The following is a 19,221-nucleotide window of genomic DNA, read 5'->3' as shown; positions in this document are numbered from 1 at the left end:
GTCAGCTGTCCTGCCGGGCGATGTCACTGATCAGCACGTCTTTCACCACTTCGCCGATCACCGACATCGACGCCTCATGCAGCGCCCTGCGCAGCAGGACAAGGTTCGATCCATCGGTAAACGAACCCTGGAAGCCGCCGGCATTGGCGTGATCGAACAGCACCTGCAGGAACACATCACGCAGTTTCGGCTCGCGGGCATAGACATCCTGGCTCTTGCCCGGCTCGATCTCAAGGCTCAGGGACAGGATCACCATGGAGATGACCTTGCCGTCCTCCATGACTGGAACGACGAACTGGTTGTTCAGCTTGACATATTCCGGCGGCACCTCCGGCTCGGCCGCGTCCTGCGGCTCTGCTGCCGGGGCTTCGGCTGCGTCCCCGGCCAAGGGCGGTTCGGGGACGGGGCGCAGGATCAGACCCGCGCCTGCGCCAATGGACAGCCCCACGAGGGCCAAGAGAACGGGAAGAAGCTTGCGGATCATGGCGGCTCAGAACGGCAGAAGGATATCGGCCACCTGCTGGCCATATCGGGGTTGCTGGACATCGGTGATCTGGCCGCGCCCGCCATAGGAAATCCGCGCGCCCGCGATCTTGTCATAGGTGATCTCGTTCTGGCGGCTGATGTCGATCGGGCGCACATAGCCTGAGATGAGGAGTTCCCGCAGCTCATAGTTTACCCGCACTTCCTGCTGGCCCTCGATGCGCAGGACGCCATTCGCCAGCTCCTCCACCACCGTCGCCGCCACCCGCAGGGTCAGCTTTTCATTGCGCGAGACATTGCCGCTGCCCTTGTAGCTCGACGCGCCGTTGGTACTGACCGCTTCGGCCATGCTGGCGCCTTCGGGCAGGGTTTCATCCAGCCTCTGCGGAATGCCGAACAGGCTGGGCATGCCCATGCTTTCGCTGCCCGCCCGGCTGCGCCCCGTCGAATTGGAAATCTCGGCCTTGTCGTCGATCTCGATCACCACCGTCAGGATATCGCCGCGCTGCGCCGCGCGCCGGTCGCCGAAAAGCGAGCTTCGCCCGGCCGTCCACAGCGACGAGACATCGGTCGGCCCTTCGGGCGGCAGGTCTTCGGGCAGCGGCGTCGAATACATCGCGTGGTGCTGGTAAGACCCTTCCAGCGGCGTGAACGCAGGGGCCTTGCCCACCTGTTCCAACCGGCCGCAGGCCGTGACGGCAATGAGGGCAATGAAAACCGGGCGCATGGGAATATCCTTTACGGGGTTGGTTGCGGGCCGACCGCAATGCCACCATCGGCACCGACGCGGCCAGTGATCTTTGTCCGTGAAGCCAGGTTCATCACCTCGATGACATCCCCCACCCCACCGCGCGCCAGCGCCCGGCCTTCGGTGCGGATGGCAAGTCCGCCGGCCTGATAGGTCAGCGTCACGATCTGGTTGCGATCCACCACGGCGGCCGGACCAAGGGTGCCGGCCAGAACCGGGCGGCCGGGATAGATGGCTACGCGGGCTTCCTGGCCGATGGCCTGTGCCGGATCGGTCAGCGCGCCGGGAATCTCGGCGGCAACCAGTGTCACGTCTTCGGCCACCAAGGCGGTTTGTGCCTTGATGACGCGGGCGGCGACGAGGCTGTCGGCCATGCCGGCCGTGGGAACCAGCAAGAGCAGCAGACGCCACATCAGCGCACCTGCGTGGTGGCCGACAGCATCTGATCGGCCGCCGTGATGACCTTGGCGTTCAACTCGTAGCCGCGCTGCGCCTTGATAAGTTCGGTGACTTCCCGCACTGCATCGACCGAGCTTTCCTCGAGATAGCCCTGCCGCAGCACACCAAGACCCTCCGCGCCCGCCGTGCCAACCAGCGGCGGTCCCGAGGCCGGGCTTTCCAGAAACAGGTTCGAGCCGATCGCCTCCAGCCCCTTTTCATTGCTGAAGCCGACAAGGTTCATCTGGCCCAGCAGTTGCGGTTCGACCTGCCCGTCGAAATAGGCGTAGACCTCGCCATTTGCGTTGATCGAGACCGACCGCGCGTCGGAGGGAATCGTCACCCCCGGCGCGACCGGGTGGCCATCCGAGGTCACGATCAGCCCGTCCCCCGTGCGTTTCAGGGCGCCGTCGCGGGTATAGGCCGACCCGCCCGAGGGCAGGGTGATCTCCAGATAACCTTGCCCTTCGATGGCCACGTCGAGATCGCCCCCCGTGGCTGCAAGCGTGCCCTGCGCCAGCACCACCGACACCGCGGCCGGGCGCACGCCAAGGCCCATCTGCACGCCGGTTGGCAGCATCGTGCCATCTTCGGCCGCAATGCTGCCGGGCCGCGCAAGCTGTTGATAATGCAAGTCGGCGAAGTCGGCCCGGCGGGCGTTGTAACCCGTGGTCGACATGTTGGCGAGGTTGTTGGACACCACATCCACCCGCATCTGCTGGGCGCTCATGCCGGTGGCGGCGATCTGCAGGGCCTTCATGGTTTACCTCCCGAGAGTCTGGATGACGCCGCGCATGCGCTGGTCCTCGGCATCCATGAATTTCTGGCCCATCTCATAGGCGCGCTGCACTTCGATCATCCGGGCGATTTCCGAGACAGGCTCGACGTTGCTGTCCTCAAGAAAGCCCTGAAGGATCGTCGCGCCGTCCAGCGGCTGCATCTCACCGGCGGCAAAGACCGTGCCAGACTGATGGCGCAAATCCGCCGGATCCACCGGCCCCCAAAGACCGATGCGGGCAACGGGCTGCCCATCGGCGGAAACCGTGCCGTCCTCGGCCACGGCCACTCTGGCCGCGCCGGGCGGGATGAACACCGGCGCACCGCCCTGATCGAGCAGCCGGTTGCCATCGGGGGTGACAAGCTCGCCCGTGGCCGAGGGGGTGAAGGCCCCGGCGCGGGTCAGCGCCTGCCCGCCCGGGGTTTCGATCAGGAAAAACCCGTCGCCCTGAATCGCCAGATCGTAGGTCCCGCCGGTCTGGCTGACGCCGGCCTGCGACAGGTCCACCAGACGGGCATTGCCGTTGGCCATCGACAGCGAGGGCCCCTCAGCCATGCGGGTAACATGTTCCGAAAAGATCACCCCTTCACGCCGAAAGCCGGTGGTCGACAGATTGGCGATGTTGTTCGCCACCACCTGCATTTCCCGCATCAGACCGGATTGGCGTGTCAGCGCGGTATATCCTGCGGCATCCATGGCTCAGCCCCCGGCGATCATCGGGATGACCCGGTCGGTGAAGAACGACACCAGCGTCGCGGTCATGAAGCTCATCGACACCCAGAACACCGCGATCATCAGCCCGGCTTTCGGCACGAAAGTCAGCGTCGCCTCCTGAATCGAGGTCAGGGCCTGAAACAGCCCCACCACCACGCCCGCAACCAGGGCTACGGCCAGAAGCGGCGAGGAAATCAGCACCGAGGCCCAAAGCCCCTGCCGCAACACATCGAACAGCGCTTCCTCGGTCATATCGGCATCCTCAGGATTTCCTGATAGGCTTCGACCACCTTGTCGCGCACTGTGGCCACGGTTTCGACGGCAAGCTGGCTGGAGGCGAGCGCCTGCACCAGCGCATGCGGATCCGCCCCGCCGGTCATGGCTGCCCGGGCGGTCTGCTCGCCCTGCGCCAGGGTTTCGGCGAAACTGCCGGCGAGCCGGGCAAACCCCGCCTCCGCCGCACCGGGTTTCGGCGCGGCGGCGCTGCGGGCCTGCGCATAGCTTTGCGTGGCAAGCGAGGTTCTGACATCCATGGCTCAGCCCCCTTATCGGCGCAGAAGATCGAACAGGCTTTGCGTCATCTGCCGCGCCTGATCGAACATCCTGAGATTCGCCTCATAGCTGCGCTGCGCTTCGCGCGCGTCAGCGATTTCGATCACCAGATCGACGTTCGATCCATCATAATGACCGGTCTCGTCGGCCAGCGGGTGGCCGGGGTCGTAGACGCGCAGCAATTCGCTGCCATCCAGCGTCACCGGGCCGGTCTTGACCTGCCCGGTCTGCATTTCTTCCTGAAAGGACACCACTTTCCGGTGGTATCCGGGAGTATCGGCATTGGCGATGTTTTCCGAGACATGCCGCAGCCGCATGGCCTGCGCCTCCATGCCCGAGGCGGCGAAGGACAGGGATTTGAGAAGATCGCTCATTCACCCCCCCTATTTCCGGCCCAGACTGGCGCGGATGATGTCAGAGGTGTTGCGATAGATGGCGAGCGCCATTTCATGGTCTTGCCGCGCGCTGGCGGCCTTGACCATTTCCTCTTCCAGCGAAACCGAATTTCCATTCGGCGCCTCTGCCCCGCTGGTTTGACGCGGGGTGGTCAGGGTTTCGGCCTCAAGCCCGCCAAGATGCCCGACGCGGGTTTGCCGCAGCGCGCCGGGTTCCGCCGCGCGGTAGGCTTCGGCGAACGAGGGCAGGTCCATCGCCTTGAAGCCGGGCGTATCGGCATTGGCGACGTTCTGCGCAATCAGGCCCATTCTGGCCCCGGCATGCGAAGCCATGGATTGCGCCATGGCGGTGATCTGCAATTTTTCAAACATCGGGGCTTCTCCCCTTGCCTCTTTCATCAAGGCTTAAGGGTGATTCCTTTAAAAAGCGTAAGGAACAAAGGGAGAATCCCATGGCCGATGTTTTCAGCCCGCTGCGGACCCGGATTTCTGCGATTCCTGTCGTCGCCCCGATCGGGCGGGTCGCCGGCATTTCCCGGGGCACCCTTCGGGTGCGCGGGTTGGAAAGCCTTGCGCATCAAGGCGATCAGGTGCGGCTGGGAAACCTGGAGGGAGAGATCCTGCAGCTTTCGCCCGACGAGATGGTCGTCCTGACGGATGGCACGGCCGACGGTCTTGCGATCGGCCTGCCGGTGGAACTGGCCGGACCCGCAGAAATTGCCCCTGATGACAGCTGGATCGGCCGGATCGTGGATCCGAACGGGAGGCCGCTTGATGGCAAGCCGCTGTTTCGCGGGCCGGTTGGCCGGCCGCTCAGCCGCGCGGCGCCCGCTGCCGCGCAGCGCCGACCTCTCGGAGCCCGGCTTTCGACCGGAACGGCGGTATTTGACACGCTGCTTCCCTTGGTGCGCGGGCAAAGGATTGGGCTTTTTGCCGGATCCGGCGTCGGCAAATCCTCGCTGCTGGCCAAATTCGCGCGCGGGGTATCGGCGGATGTCGTTGTGATCGCCCTGATCGGAGAACGCGGGCGCGAGCTGCGGGAATTCACCGAGCGGGTGCTGGGACCGACGGGCATGGCGCGGTCTGTGGTGGTGGTGGCGACCTCGGACCAGCCGGCGCTGACACGGCGGCGCTGCCTTTATGCCGCGATGGCCGCTGCCGAGCATTTCCGCGATCAGGGGCTGCATGTGCTGCTCCTGGCCGATTCGATCACGCGTTTTGCCGAGGCGCATCGCGAAGTGGCGCTGGCCGCCGGGGAAAGCGCCGCCCTACGGGGGTATCCGCCCTCGCTCAATCAGGCGATCATGGGGCTTGCCGAGCGCGCCGGGCCGGGGCCGGAAAACGCCGGCGACATCACTGCGGTCTTTTCGGTTCTGGTCGCCGGCTCCGACATGGAAGAACCCGTCGCCGATATCCTGCGCGGGGTGCTTGATGGCCATGTGGTCATGGATCGCAAGATTGCCGAACGCGGGCGCTTTCCGGCGATCGACCTTTTGCGTTCGGTCTCGCGCAGTCTGCCAGAGGCGGCGAGTGGAGAAGAAAACACCCTGATCGCCGAGGCTCGGCGGCTTCTCGGGGCCTGGGACCGGGCGGAACTGATGGTTCAGGCCGGGCTTTATGCCAAGGGATCGGACGTCACCATTGATGCCGCGATCCGGATCTGGCCGGCGCTGGATGCGTTTCTCGCCGAAGACGCCCCGGCCGAGGGAGTTGCGGGCAGCTTCCGGCGCCTGGCGTCAGTGCTTGGACCGTGAGCTCATCGAGCCCTGACGGGCACTCTTCGCCCGCCGCGCCGTTGGCGTCCGGGTCTCACCTCCCGCGCGGCAGATCACCTGCTGCGCGCGAAGGTCACGGCATTCGACATCAGCGTTAACGCGGCGCTGGCACCGAACTGGCTGCGATAAGCCTCGGCCTCGGAACGGATGAGAAACCGGCGGAGGAGTTTTTCCATGGTCGCCGGGTCGCCAAAATCGGCAATCTGGTCGGTGCCGAACTGTGACCTGGCCTTGTCCTTCATGGCTTCAAGCTGGCGGTCGATATCCAGGCTTGAGAAGGCCCTGGGCAGGCCCAGCGCCTTTTCAAGAACACGTCGCAGCGGCGGGCTGCCCAGAACGGAATACCAGCGCGCATCGTTCGAAGTGGTGGACTTGGCCGCAAGCGTGGCCATTTCGCGTTCGGCATTCATGGCCAGACGCAGATCCTCGTTCTGGGTGCCAACGGCGACCTCGAAGCTGCGCACCTTGTAGGCAGCGAGGATCTTGTCGGGAAAATCCGAAAGCTTGTTTCTTGGCGTCTTGAAATCGCCAAAGCCGAAGCTTGCCGACAGTTTCTGATACTGCTTGTCGGCAAGCTTGTTGGCCAGGCTGCCAGCCTGCAAGGTTCCCCCTTCCAGCACCTTCTGGATGAAAGCCTTGCTGTCGATGTCATGTTCCAGACCGAAGGCGCCGAGCGCGACTTTCAGCAGGCGGCGATCGGCAACCAGCTCTGCCGCCGTATCGATCTTGCCGATGTTTTCACGGAAGTAGGTCTCATCGCGTCGGGCCTCGGGCTGGGCGTTCAGCACGGTTTGCTGGGTCGTGGCCGTTCGCTTCAGGAACACCCACCCGGCATATCCCGTCAAGGGCAGGGCGGGTGTAAAGGTCATGACCGGCGCGCCGCGAGAAGGCGCCCTTCGCGCGGCAAGAGACCGCGCAGAGCTTTCAACGCCTGATAGTGCTGATCCTCCAGAACGGCGGCGGTGGCCTGGGTCAGCAACGCGCGGCTGTCATGGTCGGTCAGGACCTGGCTGAGCTGTTCGATCCCGCGCAAGAGTTGCATCCTTGCGTCGGCAGGCTCGGCATCCCCCGACAGGACCAGTTGCGAGATGTAACAGACGCGCCGAACCGGGGTGTTGACCTCTTCCGGGTGGATCGCATCGCGCAGCCGCAGGATATTGGCATGCGGCGTCATGATGGCAAGGCGCGACCGTTTGTCCCCGTTTTCAATCACCGCACCGTTGATCAGCACCCGCTCATGCGGGCCAAGCTTCAGGACAAGACCGCTCATGTCACCGCTCCTTGTCCGCGCAGGCCGCGCATGACGGCGGTGTTGATATCGATCAGCACCTCGACCGAGGCCCCCTTGTCGCGCACGGCGCGGCTGTGCAGCGCGGTGAATTCGTAAAGATAGAACAGCTGGGCACGCAGCTTTTGCGGCAGGCCGTTGCCGGGCTCCGCGACATCTGCGGCGAGCGTGGACCAGAGCCGCTGGTTTTCATCCAGCGCCGCGAGAAGTCGGCCATAGCGCGGGCCATCCTCGTGCATGGCCAAGGTCAGGGCCTTGGTGGCGCGGGCCAGAAGATCGTATTCCAGGGCCCGAGGGTTGCGCTGTGGCGCTTCGGGGCGGGCATAGGCGGCCTGGGCCGCCGCGGATTGGGCAATCACGGGAAATCCCTCCTGGGATCATGGGGCGAGAGAGAAAAGGCCGGGGGAGCGGCCCCCGGCCCCCGTCATCAGCGGAAGAGCGCCATGATGTTCTGGGGCGCCTGATTGGCGATCGAAAGCGCCTGGGTGGCCAGTTGCTGCTGGACCTGCAGCGCCTGCAGGCGGGCCGAGGCTTCTTCCATGTCGGCATCGACCAGCGTGCCAATCCCGGCCTTCATCGCATCCGTCAGCTTGCCGACGAAGTCGTTCTGGATGTCGATGCGGTTCTGCGCCGAACCGAAGGCCGCTGCCGCGTCGATGGACCGGGTGATCATGGTCTCGATATTGGTCAGCGCTGCATCGGCACCGGCATTGGTCCGCACATCGATGGAATCCAGACCGAAAAGCCCGCCCGAGGCCTCGCCGCCGGCATTGCCGGTGCTGGAGAAGGCAAGGCTGGCCGAGCCGCTGCCGTCGTTGTCGACGTTCAGCTGCCAGGCCCCGGTGTCACTTTGGGCAACCGAGGTCGTCACACCGGAAAGACCCGCGGAGTCGATGGCGACCTTCAGCCCGCGCGCGACGTCTTCCATGGTTTCGCCCTTGCCTGCAATGTAGTTGTAAGACGCCGTCCCGACGGTCACCTTGTAGCCGTCGCCTTCGTTCACGGCAGCCGTGGTCGAAAAGTCGATCCGCTCCGCGCGCTGCGAAATGGTCGAACTCGTGGCGGTGTTGCTCCCTGCGGGCGCGGCCCCGTTGACCTGGGTGATGTTCGACGTGCCGTCGCCCGCGGTGGTCGATGTCTGGGTGACCGACAGGCCCTCAAAGGCCCGGGTCGAGGTGATGGTCAGCACGCCCGCCGAATTCGACGCCGTGACCCCTTCCAGGCCAAGTGCATTGATGGCCCCTGCAAAGGCCGTCGCGATGTCGGTCACCGAGGTTCCGGCGGCGGAATGGGAGACATCGACGCCGGCAATCGACAGCGACGCCGTGTCACCCGCGGCCCAGGTCGCCGCAAAGGTCACCTGCGCGGTGTTGCCGGTCGAGGCAATCGCCGAGGCGCTGTCGGCCACCACCGCGTTGGCAGCCAGCGACGTGCCGCTGCCATAGGTGCCTGCCGTTGTCGAAAGATCCTGGCGGTTCACCGTGATGTTCGAGGCGGTCACGTTGCCGTTGGCCGCCCGATCCAGCGAGGACAGCACATTCACATCCTCGGTGCCCTGGATCAGGTTCAGCCCGTTGAACTGCGCCGCCCCCACCACCGAGGCGATCTGGTCACGCAGCGCGGTGATGTCGGTCTGCATCTTGCTGCGATCGACGTTTTCTTCCTGCGCCGCGACGATCTTGCCTTTGATCTCGGTCAGCAGATCGGTCACGGTTTCCGAGGCCTCGCGGGCGACCGCGATGGTGGACGAGCCCAGCGAGAGGCTGTCGGAGATCCCCTTGAAGCCCTTCACGTCGGATTCCATCACCTTGGAAATCGCCCAGACTGCGGCGTTGTCCTTGGCGGTTGCCACGGTCTTGCCGGTGGAAATCTCCTGCTGGGTGCGGTTCAGGCTGGTGTTGATGTTCTTCATGGTCTGAAGCGCGACCATGGCACTGGTATTGGTCAGAATGGACGACATGTCCTGATCCTTTGCGATCTGCCGGCGCTTTTGCGCAAGGCGGGTTGCGCCACGGCAGGGCGCCGCGGCTGGCTGGTCCTTTGGTCCGGTACGGCGGGCGGTCTTCCCGGCGTGCCATCCCGTCATGGGATGCAGGGCGATTGAAGGGCGCGAACCTCTAAGAGAGTCCTAATTGCGATCCAGGATTTGCGCGGCATTTGAGCGATCGGCCCAGCGCATCAGAATCGGCCGGCGGTCAGGCCCGCCGCCAGGATATCGGCGCGTTTTCCTGTGTTGTCATAGGTTTGCAACGATCGCGTCGCGCTGCGGGCCTCTTCCACCCGGCGACGGGCCGCGCGAATGCCGCGGCGCGCGGCCTCAAGCAGGGCGGCGTTCGTTGCCGACTTTTCCTGCAGCCGCAGCAGGGCCTCCCTGCCGATGGAAAGATCAAGGGTGGCGCTGGCGGCTTCGATCGCAGGCGTCAACTGGGTAAGCCGTTTGAAATCCGCCCGCCGCAGGGCTGCCCGCACCTCCTCAAGCAGGGCCTCAAGGGTTTCCATCGCGCTGCCCCTCTCTGGATTTCATCGATTCGAAGATGACTTCGGCAAGCCCGATCCCGCCGCGCGCGACCATCAGCCTTGCCTGTTCCGCCCGCAGGAATGAGGCGAACTGCTCTTCGCCGGCACCGCCGCCAAAGCTTTCGCTCGGAGTGGAAAGCCCGGAAAAGGAAAGCATTTCCGCCAGAAACGCGGCCTCAAGCTCCTGCGACTTGCGCAAGAGTTGGGCGTCGCGACCCTGCGCGCCGGGCAAGGCGGAAAGCGGTGACGGATCGGCTGAGAACATCCTGCCCTCGGTTGCGTTGAATTTTCTGCACTATGGGGGCAAGCGGTAAACAACCGGTAAGGATCCATCGGCCAAAAAGGGGCACACGGCAGAAGTCGGAGGGTCCATGTTGTCTGTCATGCCAGATTTCCCCTTGCTCCCCCAGCGGGCGGCAGGCCGCATACCCGAGACCGAAGATGGTGCAACACCGGAGTCAGGGTTTCTCGCCGCGGTTTCAGAGGCCGAGGCCGAGCCTGACGTGGCGCAGGAACCGCAGATCATCCCCGATCTGCCTGCGGGCGCCGGGGCGGCGGCACTGCCCCCCTTCGCCGGCCTCGTTTCGAAAATGGCGGAAGGCGCGAGGGGTACGGACGGGGCCGCCGCGCCGGCGTACCATACCCGGGACTTGCCTCCGGCGGACCCGGGCTTGATGGAGCAAAGTGCCGAAGCAGCGGCTTCGAAGCGGACGCCGACCGCGCCTGAAAAGTATGCGCGCGCGCCGTCGCTGGCGGCAATCGGGCAACTCGGTTCGGCACGTCCGGCACCGGAGCCGCCCACTGCCCGACAGAGGGGCGAAATCCTTGAGCCTGCGGGCACCCTCCCGTCCTGCGTCAGCAAGACAGCTTTGGGCCCGCCAGGAAGCGGGCCGCATCTGGCCGGGCAGCCGCGGGCCGAAGCGGTGGCCGCGCCCCCGGCTGGTGCAGATCTGGCCGGCTCCGGGCTTGCGATTGCAGAGGGTGAAAAAGCCTGTCTGACGGGTTCGGACCCTGCCCCGGACACTCCGCCTGCCCGTCCGGACCGCGCAGCAAAGGATGCCTCGGCGGGCGATGACGACGCGCCCGAGATGCCACAGGCCACCCTGCCTCTCCCGCCCGACGCGGCAGAAGGAAACAGCGCCGAGCCTGCCCTCCCCCCGTCGGACACGTTGGCTGTTCATGTCAACGCGCCGCGCGGGCCGGTTCACGGCGATGGATTGCCTGAACAGGCCGCGACGAACGGGGTGCGCGCCGGCATCCCCTTCCGTAACGATGCCACCCCTGCGGGCGCCGGATCGCAGGCCGTCGCGCACCGTTCGGCCCGCGCGACCGAAGTTTTGCAGGCTTTGAGCCAGCAGAAATCCGACCTGGGGGAGCCCAATTCACGGCCGCATCAGGGCCAACCCGCTTTTCTTGCCGGACCGGCCCATCCGACCCCGCCGCAAGGCCAAATGCATTCGAGTGTGGCGGAAATCGCGATCCGGCTTTCCGGTGCGGCGGAGGCTGCGTCTGGTGAAAGCGGTCCGGACCCGACGCCGCCGCCTGAACCTGCGCGTGCCCGCCGGGACATGGGCTTGCCCGCGTCGCCCCTGACGATTTCGACGGAGACAGCGGGGCTAGATCCGGTTCCTGACGAGGCAGAGCCTGCCACCGGTGACGTTGCTTCCGCCCGCACGCGCCCTGGCTTTGGCCTTGACGGCATGCCCCCCCTTGCGAATTCCGCGCCGCCGACCGAGCCCCCGCCAGCCCCTGCCGAGGCCCCGACGCGCGCCACCCCTGCGGATACGCCGCCCTTGATCCTTTCTGCAGTCTCTCAGGGGGCGGGGACATCTGTTGCCGCGTCGGCTCCGGCGCCGGCCGCCGCGGACCCGCCCTTGCCCCCTTGGCAGCAGGCCTTACGGGCCTTGGCAAGTCTGGCCCACGTCACTCAAGCGCCGTCCAGTCACCCCTCGGCAAACCTGACGACCGATCAGCCCGGCCGCATCGAGCTGACGCTTGCCCCCGAAACCCTCGGCCGCCTGCATTTCGACATGCGTCCCGAGGGCGCCGGTCTCAGCATCACGCTTTCGGCCGAACGGGCCGAAACGCTTGATCTCATGCGCCGCCACCTGCCCGAGCTGGCGGCGGAACTGAAGCAGCTGGGCATTCAGGCCGGCAGCTTTTCCTTTGGCGGCTGGAGCGACGGCCGACAGCCACGCGCGGAGACGACTTTTGACACCCGCGCCCCGACGACAGGCGCGACCCCGGATTTCACCCCGCCCGCGCCGGTCTCGCACAGGCCCATGGCGGCGGCCGGGGCGCTTGATCTGCGCATTTAGGGAAACCACCATATGACAACCTCTGCCATCACCACGGCCACGACCTCGGCGGCGCCTCCCTCCAGCGCCAAGCCGCTGATTTCATCGGATTTCGACACGTTCCTGAAAATGCTCACCGCCCAGATGCAAAATCAGGATCCGCTGAATCCCATCGATTCCACCGATTACGCCACGCAACTGGCCACCTTTTCCGGGGTGGAGCAGCAAGCCCGCACCAATGAGCTTCTGGCAAGCCTTGGCGGCCAGATGGCGGTCCTGGGCATGTCGCAGCTTGCGGGATGGGTCGGGCAAGAGGCGCGGGCCGAGGCCCCGGTCTGGATGGACGGCGATCCGGTCACCATGCAGCTTTCCCCGGCGATCGGGGCGGACAGTGCGGTTCTGGTGGTGCGTGATTCGTCGGGGGCACTGGTCTCGCGCGAAGATGTGCCGGTCGAGGCCGGGCTTTACGACTGGCTCGGCGGCGATGCGGCGGGCGATCCGCTGCCCGACGGCGCCTACAGCCTCTCGCTGGAAAGCTTTTCCGGCGAGACGCTGCTGGGGGAGGCGCCGATCGAATCCTATGCCCGCATCATCGAGGCCCGCAACGGCCCGGCCGGGGCGATGCTGGTGCTGGAAGGCGGGATCGAGGTGCTGTCGTCGAAGATCACCGCGCTGCGGGTGCCCGAAGCGCTGGACGGCTAAAGCACCCTGCCAAGCCAGAGGCCAAGGCCAAATACCGCCAATGCCAGCCCGAGTTGCGCCAGGCGACGGCGGGTGCGCGACGCCTTGACCGGCGGGGGCAGTACGGCCTGCGCAATCAGGGCCTGCTCCACCAGCCGCGGCAGGCGGGGGCCAAAGCGTGACAACACCCGCGCGGTCAGCGTCAGATCCCGCAAGAACGCCAAGGGGCCCAGATTGCCGGTGATATAGCTTTCGACCACGGGCCGGGCGATTTCCCAGATGTTGATATGGCGGTCCAGCGACCGCGCCACGCCTTCGACGACAACCATGGTGCGTTGCAGCAGGATCAGCTCGGTCCGCGTCTCCATGCCGAATTTTTCGGTCACTTCGAAGAGGAAGGCCAGAAGCCGCGCCATCGACACCCGGCTTGCCTCCATCCCGAAGATCGGCTCGCCCACGGCGCGCAGCGCACGCGCGAATTCGTCGATGTCGCGGTCGGCGGGAACATAGCCAGCCTCGAAATGCACCTCGGCGACGCGGCGGTAATCGCGGCGGATGAAGCCGTAAAGGATCTCGGCATAGACCCGGCGGGTATAGGCATCAATCCGGCCCATGATTCCAAAATCATAGGCGATGATATCGCCATTCTCGGCCACCTTCAGGTTGCCCTGATGCATGTCGCCGTGGAACAGGCCGTCGCGCAGCGCGTGCGACAGAAACAGCGACAGGACCCGCGCGCCCAGAGCCACCCGGTCATGGCCCGCCGCATCCAGGGCCGGATTGTCGGACAGCGCGATGCCCTCAGCCCAGCCAAGGGTCAGCACGGTGCGGCCCGACAGTCGCCACAGCGGCGTGGGCACCTGAAATCCCGCATCATCCCTTGTGTTTTCCGCGAATTCCGAGGCGGCGGATGCTTCGAGCCGCATGTCCAGCTCGCCCATCACCACGCCTTCGAAATGCGCGATCACATCGACGGGGCGCAGGCGACGCGAAAACGGGGCAATGTATTCGATGCTGCGGGCGGCAAAATAGAAGGCGTCGATATCGCGGCGGAAGGCACGCTCGATGCCCGGTCGCAGGACTTTGACCGCGACTTCCTGCCCCGTCTCGATCACCCGCGCCCGGTGAACCTGCGCAATCGAGGCTGCGGCGACGGGTTCGGAAAAGCTTTCGAACAGCGCCTCGACCGGGGAGCCCAGTTCAGTGGCAATCGCCTTCTTCGCATCCTCCATGCCGAAGGGCGGCAACTTGTCCTGCAGATATTTCAGCTGGTCGGCCAGCTCGTCACCTACGATGTCGGGCCGGGTAGAAAGGATCTGGCCGAACTTGATATAGGCCGGGCCAAGGGCGGTGAGCGCCCGTGTCACCGGCGGCAGGGTCGGATCACCCTTGACGCCCAGCCATTTGAAGGGCCAGCCCAACAGCCGGGCGGCAAAGCGCAGCCGGGCCGGGGCCTCCATCGCCTCCAGAACCACGGCCATCGCGCCGGTGCGTTCGAAGGTCGCACCAGTACGGATGAGCCGCCAGATGTTGTGGGGTCCGCGCATCAGATCTTCCAGCCCGAATGCAGGGCGGCGATCCCCATGGTCAGGTTGCGATACTTGCTCTGGGCAAAGCCGGCAGCCCGGATCATGCCAAGGAAGGTATCCTGGTCCGGAAACTTGCGGATGGATTCGACCAGATACTGATAGCTGTCGCGGTCATTCGCCACGATCTGCCCCATCACCGGGATGACGTTGAACGAGTAGAGGTCATAGGCCTTCTGCATCAGGTCGTTCGGAATCTGGCTGAACTCCAGCACCATCAGACGCCCGCCGGGTTTCAGCACCCGGTAGGCTTCCTTCAAGGCGTCGGGAATGCGCACCACATTCCGGATGCCGAAGGAGATGGTGTAGACATCGAAGGAATTGTCGGGGAACGGCAGGGCCATGGCATCGCCCACCACCCAGTCGAGGCTGTCGGCCATGCGCTCGGCCTCGGCCCGCTTGCGACCCTCGATCAGCATGGGCTCGGTCATGTCGCAGACCACCGCCGTCGCGCCCGGCGCGCGTTTCAGGAAACGGAAGGCCACGTCTCCGGTGCCCCCTGCCACGTCCAGCAGGCGCTGGCCGGGCCGCGGCGCCAGCCAATCCATCATGGCGTCCTTCCAGACCCGATGGATGCCCATGCTCATCAGGTCATTCATCACGTCATATTTCGACGCCACGCGGCTGAAGACGCCATGCACCATCCCGGCCTTTTCGCCCTCTGGCACGGTCTGAAAGCCGAAATGGGTGGTGCTGTCGCCAGCCTTGTCTGCGGTCATCGGGGCTTGCCCTTCCTTTGTCTTGGCCACCTTATAGGGGGGAAGCCCCCACTCCTCAATGCCGCCACGAGGTCGCATGCCCGAACTGCCCGAAGTCGAAACCGTCCGCATGGGGCTATTGCCTGCGATGGAAGGGCGGCGGATTGAAAAGGCCGCCGTGAACCGGCCCGATCTGCGCTGGCCGTTCCCGCCCCGCATGGCGGAACGGCTGACCGGCGCGCAGGTTCTGGGGCTGCGGCGGCGGTCGAAATATATCCTGGCCGATCTGTCCACCGGAGAAACCCTGCTCATCCATCTGGGCATGTCGGGCCGGATGCTGGTTTCCGGCGTTCAGGCGGGGCAGTTTCACCATGACCACCCTGCGCCGGCAAAGCATGACCATGTGGTTCTGGACATGGAGGGCGGCGCGCGGGTGACATTCAACGACGCCCGCCGCTTTGGCGCGATGGATCTGATGGCAACCGCCGCTTGCGATGCCCACCCGCTCCTTGCCGCCCTTGGCCCCGAACCCTTGGGCAACGATTTCCATGAAACCCATCTGGCGGCCCGCCTGAAGGGCCGCGCGACACCGATCAAGTCGGCGCTTCTGGATCAGCACAACATCGCGGGGCTGGGCAACATTTATGTCTGCGAAGTGCTTTTCCGGGCACAGATCAGCCCGCTGCGGCTGGCCCGCGACGTGACGTCAGCCGAAGTGGTGCGGCTGGTGCCGATCATCCGCGAGGTGTTGACCGAGGCGATTGCCGCGGGCGGTTCCTCGCTGAAGGATTACCGTCAAGCCGATGGGGAACTTGGGTATTTTCAGCATACCTTCCGCGTCTACGACCGCGAAGACAGCCCCTGCCCGACCCCCGGCTGTTCCGGCACGATTGCGAGGACCGTCCAATCGGGCCGGTCGTCTTTTTACTGTCCTGCCTGCCAGAGGTGACTTGATAACGTCCGCGTTACTGCTAGAGGTCGCGCAACAAACCACCGGGAGCCACTGCCATGGCCTATGAAACCCTGATCGTCGAGATTGAAGACTATACCTGTCTCATCCGGCTTAATCGCCCTGACGCGATGAATGCGCTGAACACCAAGCTGATGGTGGAACTCGCCGAGGCAATGACGGCGGCGGACCGCAATGACAAGATCCGCTGCATCGTGCTGACCGGCTCGGACAAGGCCTTTGCCGCCGGGGCCGATGTGCGCGAGATGGCCGGGAAGTCCTATGTCGATGTCTATTTCGACGATCTTTTCGGCCCCGAAGCCGAAGCGATCGCCCGCGTGCGCAAGCCGGTGATTGCGGCGGTTGCCGGCTATTGCCTTGGCGGCGGCTGCGAATTGGCGATGATGTGCGATTTCATCATGGCCGCCGATACCGCCAAGTTCGGCCAGCCCGAGATCAACCTTGGCATCGTTGCCGGGATGGGCGGCACCCAGCGCCTGACCCGTCTGGTCGGCAAGTCGAAGGCGATGGACATGAACCTGACGGGCCGCTTCATGGATGCTGCCGAGGCGGAGCGGGCTGGCTTGGTCAGCCGCATCGTGCCTGCCGCGCAACTGCGGGACGAGGCGCTGAAGGCGGCAGCCAAGATTGCCGAGAAATCTGCGGTCATCGCGATGACGGTGAAGGAATCGGTCAACCGCGCGCTGGAAACCACCCTGCGCGAAGGGCTCTTGTTCGAACGCCGCGCTTTCCATGCCGCCTTTGCGACCGAAGACCAGAAGGAAGGCATGGCCGCTTTCATCGAAAAGCGCCAGCCGCAGTTCCGCGACCGCTGAATCCGGTTGCAAAGTTCGGCGGCGCGGGCTATGCGCCGCCCCACATGCGCGTGGGCCCGCTTAAGGCGTGAACGATTCTCCTTCTGATGAAGGGGGCTTCGGGCTTTCGTGCGATCAGATAGACACAAGACCGAAGAGAGTTCAGCCCATGGCAAATACCGCCCAGTCCAAAAAGCGCGCCCGTCAGTCCGAGGCCCGTCAGGACGTCAACAAAGCCCGCCGCTCGCGCATCCGCACTTTCCTGCGCAAGGTCGAGGAAGCTCTCGCTTCCGGCAACGCCGATGCCGCCGCAACCGCTCTGGCCGCCGCTCAGCCCGAGCTGATGCGCGGTGTGACCAAGGGGGTTCTTCACAAGAACACCGCCTCGCGCAAAATGTCGCGCCTGACCTCGCGCGTCAAAGCGCTGTCGGCGCCGGCCGCCTGAGTCACAGGCCAGCCGATTCTCGGTAAGGGGCGCTCCGCGAGGGGCGCCTTTTGCATTTCCCGGCCCTTCCCCCCGGCGATGCCCGGCGCCATTTGACGATTTCCGACCTCGCTCCAGCCGCCGGCGTTGCCAATTTGCACAGCCGCTCCGATTCCATCGGCCGATCACCTGTCAAGCGCATAGTTCGGTTGCGCGCCTTCATGCCGAGTTGCTAGCTTGACCCTGCGATTCACTTCGACTTGGGGGACAGAGCGCGACCTTGAACGAAAGTCCGACTGGCACTGCCAGGCCATTCGGCCAATGACAAATAAAAATCGTTCAGGATTATCGCGTTAATCAGTCTGCCGTTTATGCGGCCTGACATACGGAATACATGGGCATCGGGAGATTTTCCTGATGGGCTTTTTTGTGTTTCGTGACCGGACTTTGAGCGCATGGCCGCCAGAACGCGGGCATGGGTTGGCAGCCCGGTGTCCTCTGTGTTGCGGGATCGCAGGACGGTGAAACAACAAGATCAAGGCACCGCCCGGCTGCTCGGGCAAGGGCCAGGGACGGAAAAAAGAATGACGATTGAGGCCTGGGGTAAATTGCGCGAAGAACTTATCAAGCGCGTTGGCCGCAACAACTACACCACCTGGATCGAGCCCATTCGTCTGGCTGAACTGCGTGGCCCGCTCGCCCGCTTCGAAGTCCCGACCACGTTTTTCGGCGACTGGGTGTCGCGCAACTTTTCCGACCACATCCTGCACCAGCTGAATGCCTCGGGGCAGGATGTCTCGCGGCTCGAATTCTTTGTCCCGACGGTCAGCCAGCCGCGCGCCGTGCGGGCTGCCGCCTCAGCCCCGGCGCCCGGCCCGGCCAAGCCCCTGCCGCGACTGGCGCAACGCCGGGCCGCCAATGATGACGAGTTGCCCGGCGCGACGCTGGACGCGCGCTTTACCTTTGACAGTTTCGTGGTTGGCAAGCCGAACGAACTGGCCCACGCCGCCGCGCGCCGCGTTGCGGAAGGTGGGCCGGTCACCTTCAACCCGCTGTTTCTTTATGGCGGCGTCGGTCTCGGCAAGACCCACCTGATGCACGCCATCGCCCATGAACTGCAGGCTCGCCAGCCCGAGCTGCGGGTGCTTTACCTGTCGGCGGAACAGTTCATGTATCGCTTCGTTCAGGCGCTGCGCGACAAGCAGATCATGGATTTCAAGGAAATCTTCCGCTCGGTCGACGTGCTGATGGTCGATGATGTGCAATTCATCGCCGGCAAGGATTCGACGCAAGAGGAATTCTTCCATACCTTCAACGCGCTGGTGGACCAGAACAAGCAGATCATCATCTCGGCCGACCGCGCGCCGGGCGAAATCAAGGATCTGGAGGACCGCATCAAGAGCCGCCTGCAATGCGGCCTTGTGGTGGACCTGCACCCGACCGACTACGAACTGCGCCTTGGCATCCTGCAGCAGAAGGCCGAGTTCTACCGCCAGCAATACCCCGGCCTGCAAATTGCCAATGGCGTACTGGCGTTCCTCGCCCACCGCATCACCACCAATGTCCGTGTGCTGGAAGGCGCGCTGACGCGGCTGTTCGCCTTTGCCTCGCTGGTCGGCCGTGAAATCACGCTGGAACTGGCGCAAGACTGCCTTGCCGATATCCTGCGCGCCTCGGATCGCAAGCTGACGATCGAGGAGATTCAGCGCAAGGTGGCCGAGCATTACAACATCCGCCTTTCCGACATGATCGGCCCGAAGCGGCTGCGCAACATTGCCCGGCCGCGTCAGGTGGCGATGTATCTGGCCAAGCAACTGACCCCCCGCAGTCTGCCCGAGATCGGGCGGCGCTTTGGCGGCCGCGATCACACCACCATCATGCACGGCGTCAGGAAGATCGAAGAGCTGATGGCCACCGACAGCCAGCTGAACGACGATCTGAACCTGCTGAAGCGGCTCTTGCAGGGGTAACTCCCGCCCGGGCCTTGACGGGCAGGGGAATCCCCCGCAATGTCCCGAAAACACTTGTAACCGGCTTTTGCCGGGCTGGCTCCGTGTCCCTTCAGGCACGGGCAAGGGGATGG

General features: G+C 64.9%; 24 protein-coding genes. 7 read left to right on the top strand and 17 right to left on the bottom strand.

The features are described 5' to 3' along the window. Nucleotide 1: 1 nt before the first annotated feature. Genes G4Z14_RS12670 through G4Z14_RS12630 form a run of 9 tightly spaced genes read right to left on the bottom strand, consistent with a single transcriptional unit; the run spans nt 2 to nt 4,480 of the window. Complete coding sequence (locus G4Z14_RS12670) at nt 2-484, bottom strand: flagellar basal body-associated FliL family protein (protein WP_164626289.1); 483 nt, start codon at nt 482-484, stop codon at nt 2-4. 6 nt (nt 485-490) lie between these two features. After that, a complete protein-coding gene (gene flgH / locus G4Z14_RS12665; RefSeq protein ID WP_164626287.1) occupies nt 491-1,210 on the bottom strand; it encodes a flagellar basal body L-ring protein FlgH in 720 nt (239 codons plus the stop codon). An 11-nt stretch (nt 1,211-1,221) separates the two neighbouring features. Next, entirely contained in the window at nt 1,222-1,644 is a 423-nt protein-coding gene (gene flgA / locus G4Z14_RS12660) for a flagellar basal body P-ring formation chaperone FlgA (protein WP_164626285.1), read from the bottom strand. After that, complete coding sequence (gene flgG, locus G4Z14_RS12655) at nt 1,644-2,429, bottom strand: flagellar basal-body rod protein FlgG (RefSeq protein WP_164626283.1); 786 nt, start codon at nt 2,427-2,429, stop codon at nt 1,644-1,646. The genes flgA and flgG overlap by 1 nt, the downstream gene beginning before the upstream one ends. Before the next feature lie 3 nt (nt 2,430-2,432). Further along, nucleotides 2,433-3,143, bottom strand: coding sequence for a flagellar hook-basal body complex protein (locus G4Z14_RS12650; RefSeq protein WP_164626281.1), 711 nt, complete (start codon nt 3,141-3,143; stop codon nt 2,433-2,435). 3 nt (nt 3,144-3,146) lie between these two features. Beyond that, complete coding sequence (locus G4Z14_RS12645; protein WP_164626279.1) at nt 3,147-3,413, bottom strand: flagellar biosynthetic protein FliQ; 267 nt, start codon at nt 3,411-3,413, stop codon at nt 3,147-3,149. Further along, on the bottom strand, nt 3,410-3,694 hold the full coding sequence (gene fliE / locus G4Z14_RS12640; RefSeq protein ID WP_164626278.1) for a flagellar hook-basal body complex protein FliE: 285 nt from the start codon (nt 3,692-3,694) through the stop codon (nt 3,410-3,412). Before fliE ends, G4Z14_RS12645 begins: the two co-directional genes overlap by 4 nt. Before the next feature lie 12 nt (nt 3,695-3,706). After that, a complete protein-coding gene (flgC, locus tag G4Z14_RS12635; protein WP_164626276.1) occupies nt 3,707-4,087 on the bottom strand; it encodes a flagellar basal body rod protein FlgC in 381 nt (126 codons plus the stop codon). A 9-nt stretch (nt 4,088-4,096) separates the two neighbouring features. Further along, nucleotides 4,097-4,480: a FlgB family protein gene (locus tag G4Z14_RS12630; protein WP_164626274.1), complete on the bottom strand. Its 384-nt coding sequence runs from the start codon at nt 4,478-4,480 to the stop codon at nt 4,097-4,099. Between the two features lie 80 nt (nt 4,481-4,560). On the opposite strand from G4Z14_RS12630, the gene G4Z14_RS12625 reads away from it, so the two are divergent. Next, complete coding sequence (locus tag G4Z14_RS12625) at nt 4,561-5,862, top strand: FliI/YscN family ATPase (protein ID WP_164626273.1); 1,302 nt, start codon at nt 4,561-4,563, stop codon at nt 5,860-5,862. Between the two features lie 74 nt (nt 5,863-5,936). Here G4Z14_RS12625 and G4Z14_RS12620 read toward each other — a convergent pair whose 3' ends face one another. From G4Z14_RS12620 to G4Z14_RS12595, 6 genes are all read right to left on the bottom strand, one after another. Further along, a complete protein-coding gene (locus G4Z14_RS12620) occupies nt 5,937-6,752 on the bottom strand; it encodes a DUF1217 domain-containing protein (RefSeq protein ID WP_164626271.1) in 816 nt (271 codons plus the stop codon). After that, nucleotides 6,749-7,153: a flagellar biosynthesis repressor FlbT gene (gene flbT, locus G4Z14_RS12615; protein ID WP_164626269.1), complete on the bottom strand. Its 405-nt coding sequence runs from the start codon at nt 7,151-7,153 to the stop codon at nt 6,749-6,751. The genes G4Z14_RS12620 and flbT overlap by 4 nt, the downstream gene beginning before the upstream one ends. Then, on the bottom strand, nt 7,150-7,530 hold the full coding sequence (gene flaF / locus G4Z14_RS12610) for a flagellar biosynthesis regulator FlaF (protein WP_321573042.1): 381 nt from the start codon (nt 7,528-7,530) through the stop codon (nt 7,150-7,152). Before flaF ends, flbT begins: the two co-directional genes overlap by 4 nt. Before the next feature lie 68 nt (nt 7,531-7,598). Beyond that, nucleotides 7,599-9,131, bottom strand: coding sequence for a flagellin N-terminal helical domain-containing protein (locus tag G4Z14_RS12605; RefSeq protein WP_164626267.1), 1,533 nt, complete (start codon nt 9,129-9,131; stop codon nt 7,599-7,601). A 218-nt stretch (nt 9,132-9,349) separates the two neighbouring features. Continuing rightward, a complete protein-coding gene (locus tag G4Z14_RS12600) occupies nt 9,350-9,670 on the bottom strand; it encodes a hypothetical protein (RefSeq protein ID WP_164626265.1) in 321 nt (106 codons plus the stop codon). Beyond that, nucleotides 9,657-9,953: a rod-binding protein gene (locus G4Z14_RS12595; RefSeq protein WP_164626263.1), complete on the bottom strand. Its 297-nt coding sequence runs from the start codon at nt 9,951-9,953 to the stop codon at nt 9,657-9,659. The genes G4Z14_RS12600 and G4Z14_RS12595 overlap by 14 nt, the downstream gene beginning before the upstream one ends. A gap of 1,639 nt (nt 9,954-11,592) precedes the next feature. Between G4Z14_RS12595 and fliK the strand changes: the two genes are divergently transcribed. Both fliK and G4Z14_RS12585 read left to right on the top strand, forming a co-directional pair. After that, nucleotides 11,593-12,006, top strand: a complete 414-nt coding sequence (gene fliK, locus G4Z14_RS12590; RefSeq protein WP_164626261.1) for a flagellar hook-length control protein FliK — start codon at nt 11,593-11,595, stop codon at nt 12,004-12,006. Nucleotides 12,007-12,018: 12 nt separating this feature from the next. Next, on the top strand, nt 12,019-12,687 hold the full coding sequence (locus G4Z14_RS12585) for a flagellar hook capping FlgD N-terminal domain-containing protein (RefSeq protein ID WP_164626259.1): 669 nt from the start codon (nt 12,019-12,021) through the stop codon (nt 12,685-12,687). Here the strand turns inward: G4Z14_RS12585 and ubiB are convergent. Together ubiB and ubiE are read right to left on the bottom strand one after the other, a co-directional pair. Next, the gene (ubiB, locus tag G4Z14_RS12580) at nt 12,684-14,213 is read right to left on the bottom strand and encodes a 2-polyprenylphenol 6-hydroxylase (RefSeq protein WP_164626257.1); all 1,530 of its coding nucleotides are present in this window, start codon (nt 14,211-14,213) and stop codon (nt 12,684-12,686) included. The two genes, G4Z14_RS12585 and ubiB, sit on opposite strands and share 4 nt — an antisense overlap. Next, nucleotides 14,213-14,971: a bifunctional demethylmenaquinone methyltransferase/2-methoxy-6-polyprenyl-1,4-benzoquinol methylase UbiE gene (gene ubiE, locus G4Z14_RS12575; protein ID WP_164626255.1), complete on the bottom strand. Its 759-nt coding sequence runs from the start codon at nt 14,969-14,971 to the stop codon at nt 14,213-14,215. Before ubiE ends, ubiB begins: the two co-directional genes overlap by 1 nt. Nucleotides 14,972-15,047: 76 nt before the next feature. Between ubiE and mutM the strand changes: the two genes are divergently transcribed. From mutM to dnaA, 4 genes are all read left to right on the top strand, one after another. Further along, a complete protein-coding gene (mutM, locus tag G4Z14_RS12570; RefSeq protein ID WP_164626253.1) occupies nt 15,048-15,899 on the top strand; it encodes a bifunctional DNA-formamidopyrimidine glycosylase/DNA-(apurinic or apyrimidinic site) lyase in 852 nt (283 codons plus the stop codon). A gap of 59 nt (nt 15,900-15,958) precedes the next feature. Then, entirely contained in the window at nt 15,959-16,735 is a 777-nt protein-coding gene (locus G4Z14_RS12565; RefSeq protein ID WP_164626251.1) for an enoyl-CoA hydratase, read from the top strand. Nucleotides 16,736-16,883: 148 nt separating this feature from the next. Next, nucleotides 16,884-17,159 (top strand): 30S ribosomal protein S20, encoded by a 276-nt coding sequence (rpsT, locus tag G4Z14_RS12560; RefSeq protein ID WP_164626250.1) that lies wholly within the window; start codon nt 16,884-16,886, stop codon nt 17,157-17,159. Between the two features lie 563 nt (nt 17,160-17,722). Then, nucleotides 17,723-19,108 carry a chromosomal replication initiator protein DnaA gene (gene dnaA / locus G4Z14_RS12555; RefSeq protein ID WP_164626248.1) on the top strand — a complete coding sequence of 462 codons (1,386 nt, stop codon included), beginning with the start codon at nt 17,723-17,725 and terminating at the stop codon, nt 19,106-19,108. Nucleotides 19,109-19,221: the final 113 nt, after the last annotated feature.

This window comes from Tabrizicola oligotrophica, assembly GCF_011008935.1.
GTDB classification, from domain to species: Bacteria; Pseudomonadota; Alphaproteobacteria; order Rhodobacterales; family Rhodobacteraceae; genus Tabrizicola_A; species Tabrizicola_A oligotrophica.
Note: the sequence above shows the minus strand (reverse complement) of the source record. Positions and strands in the feature narration are given on the sequence as shown.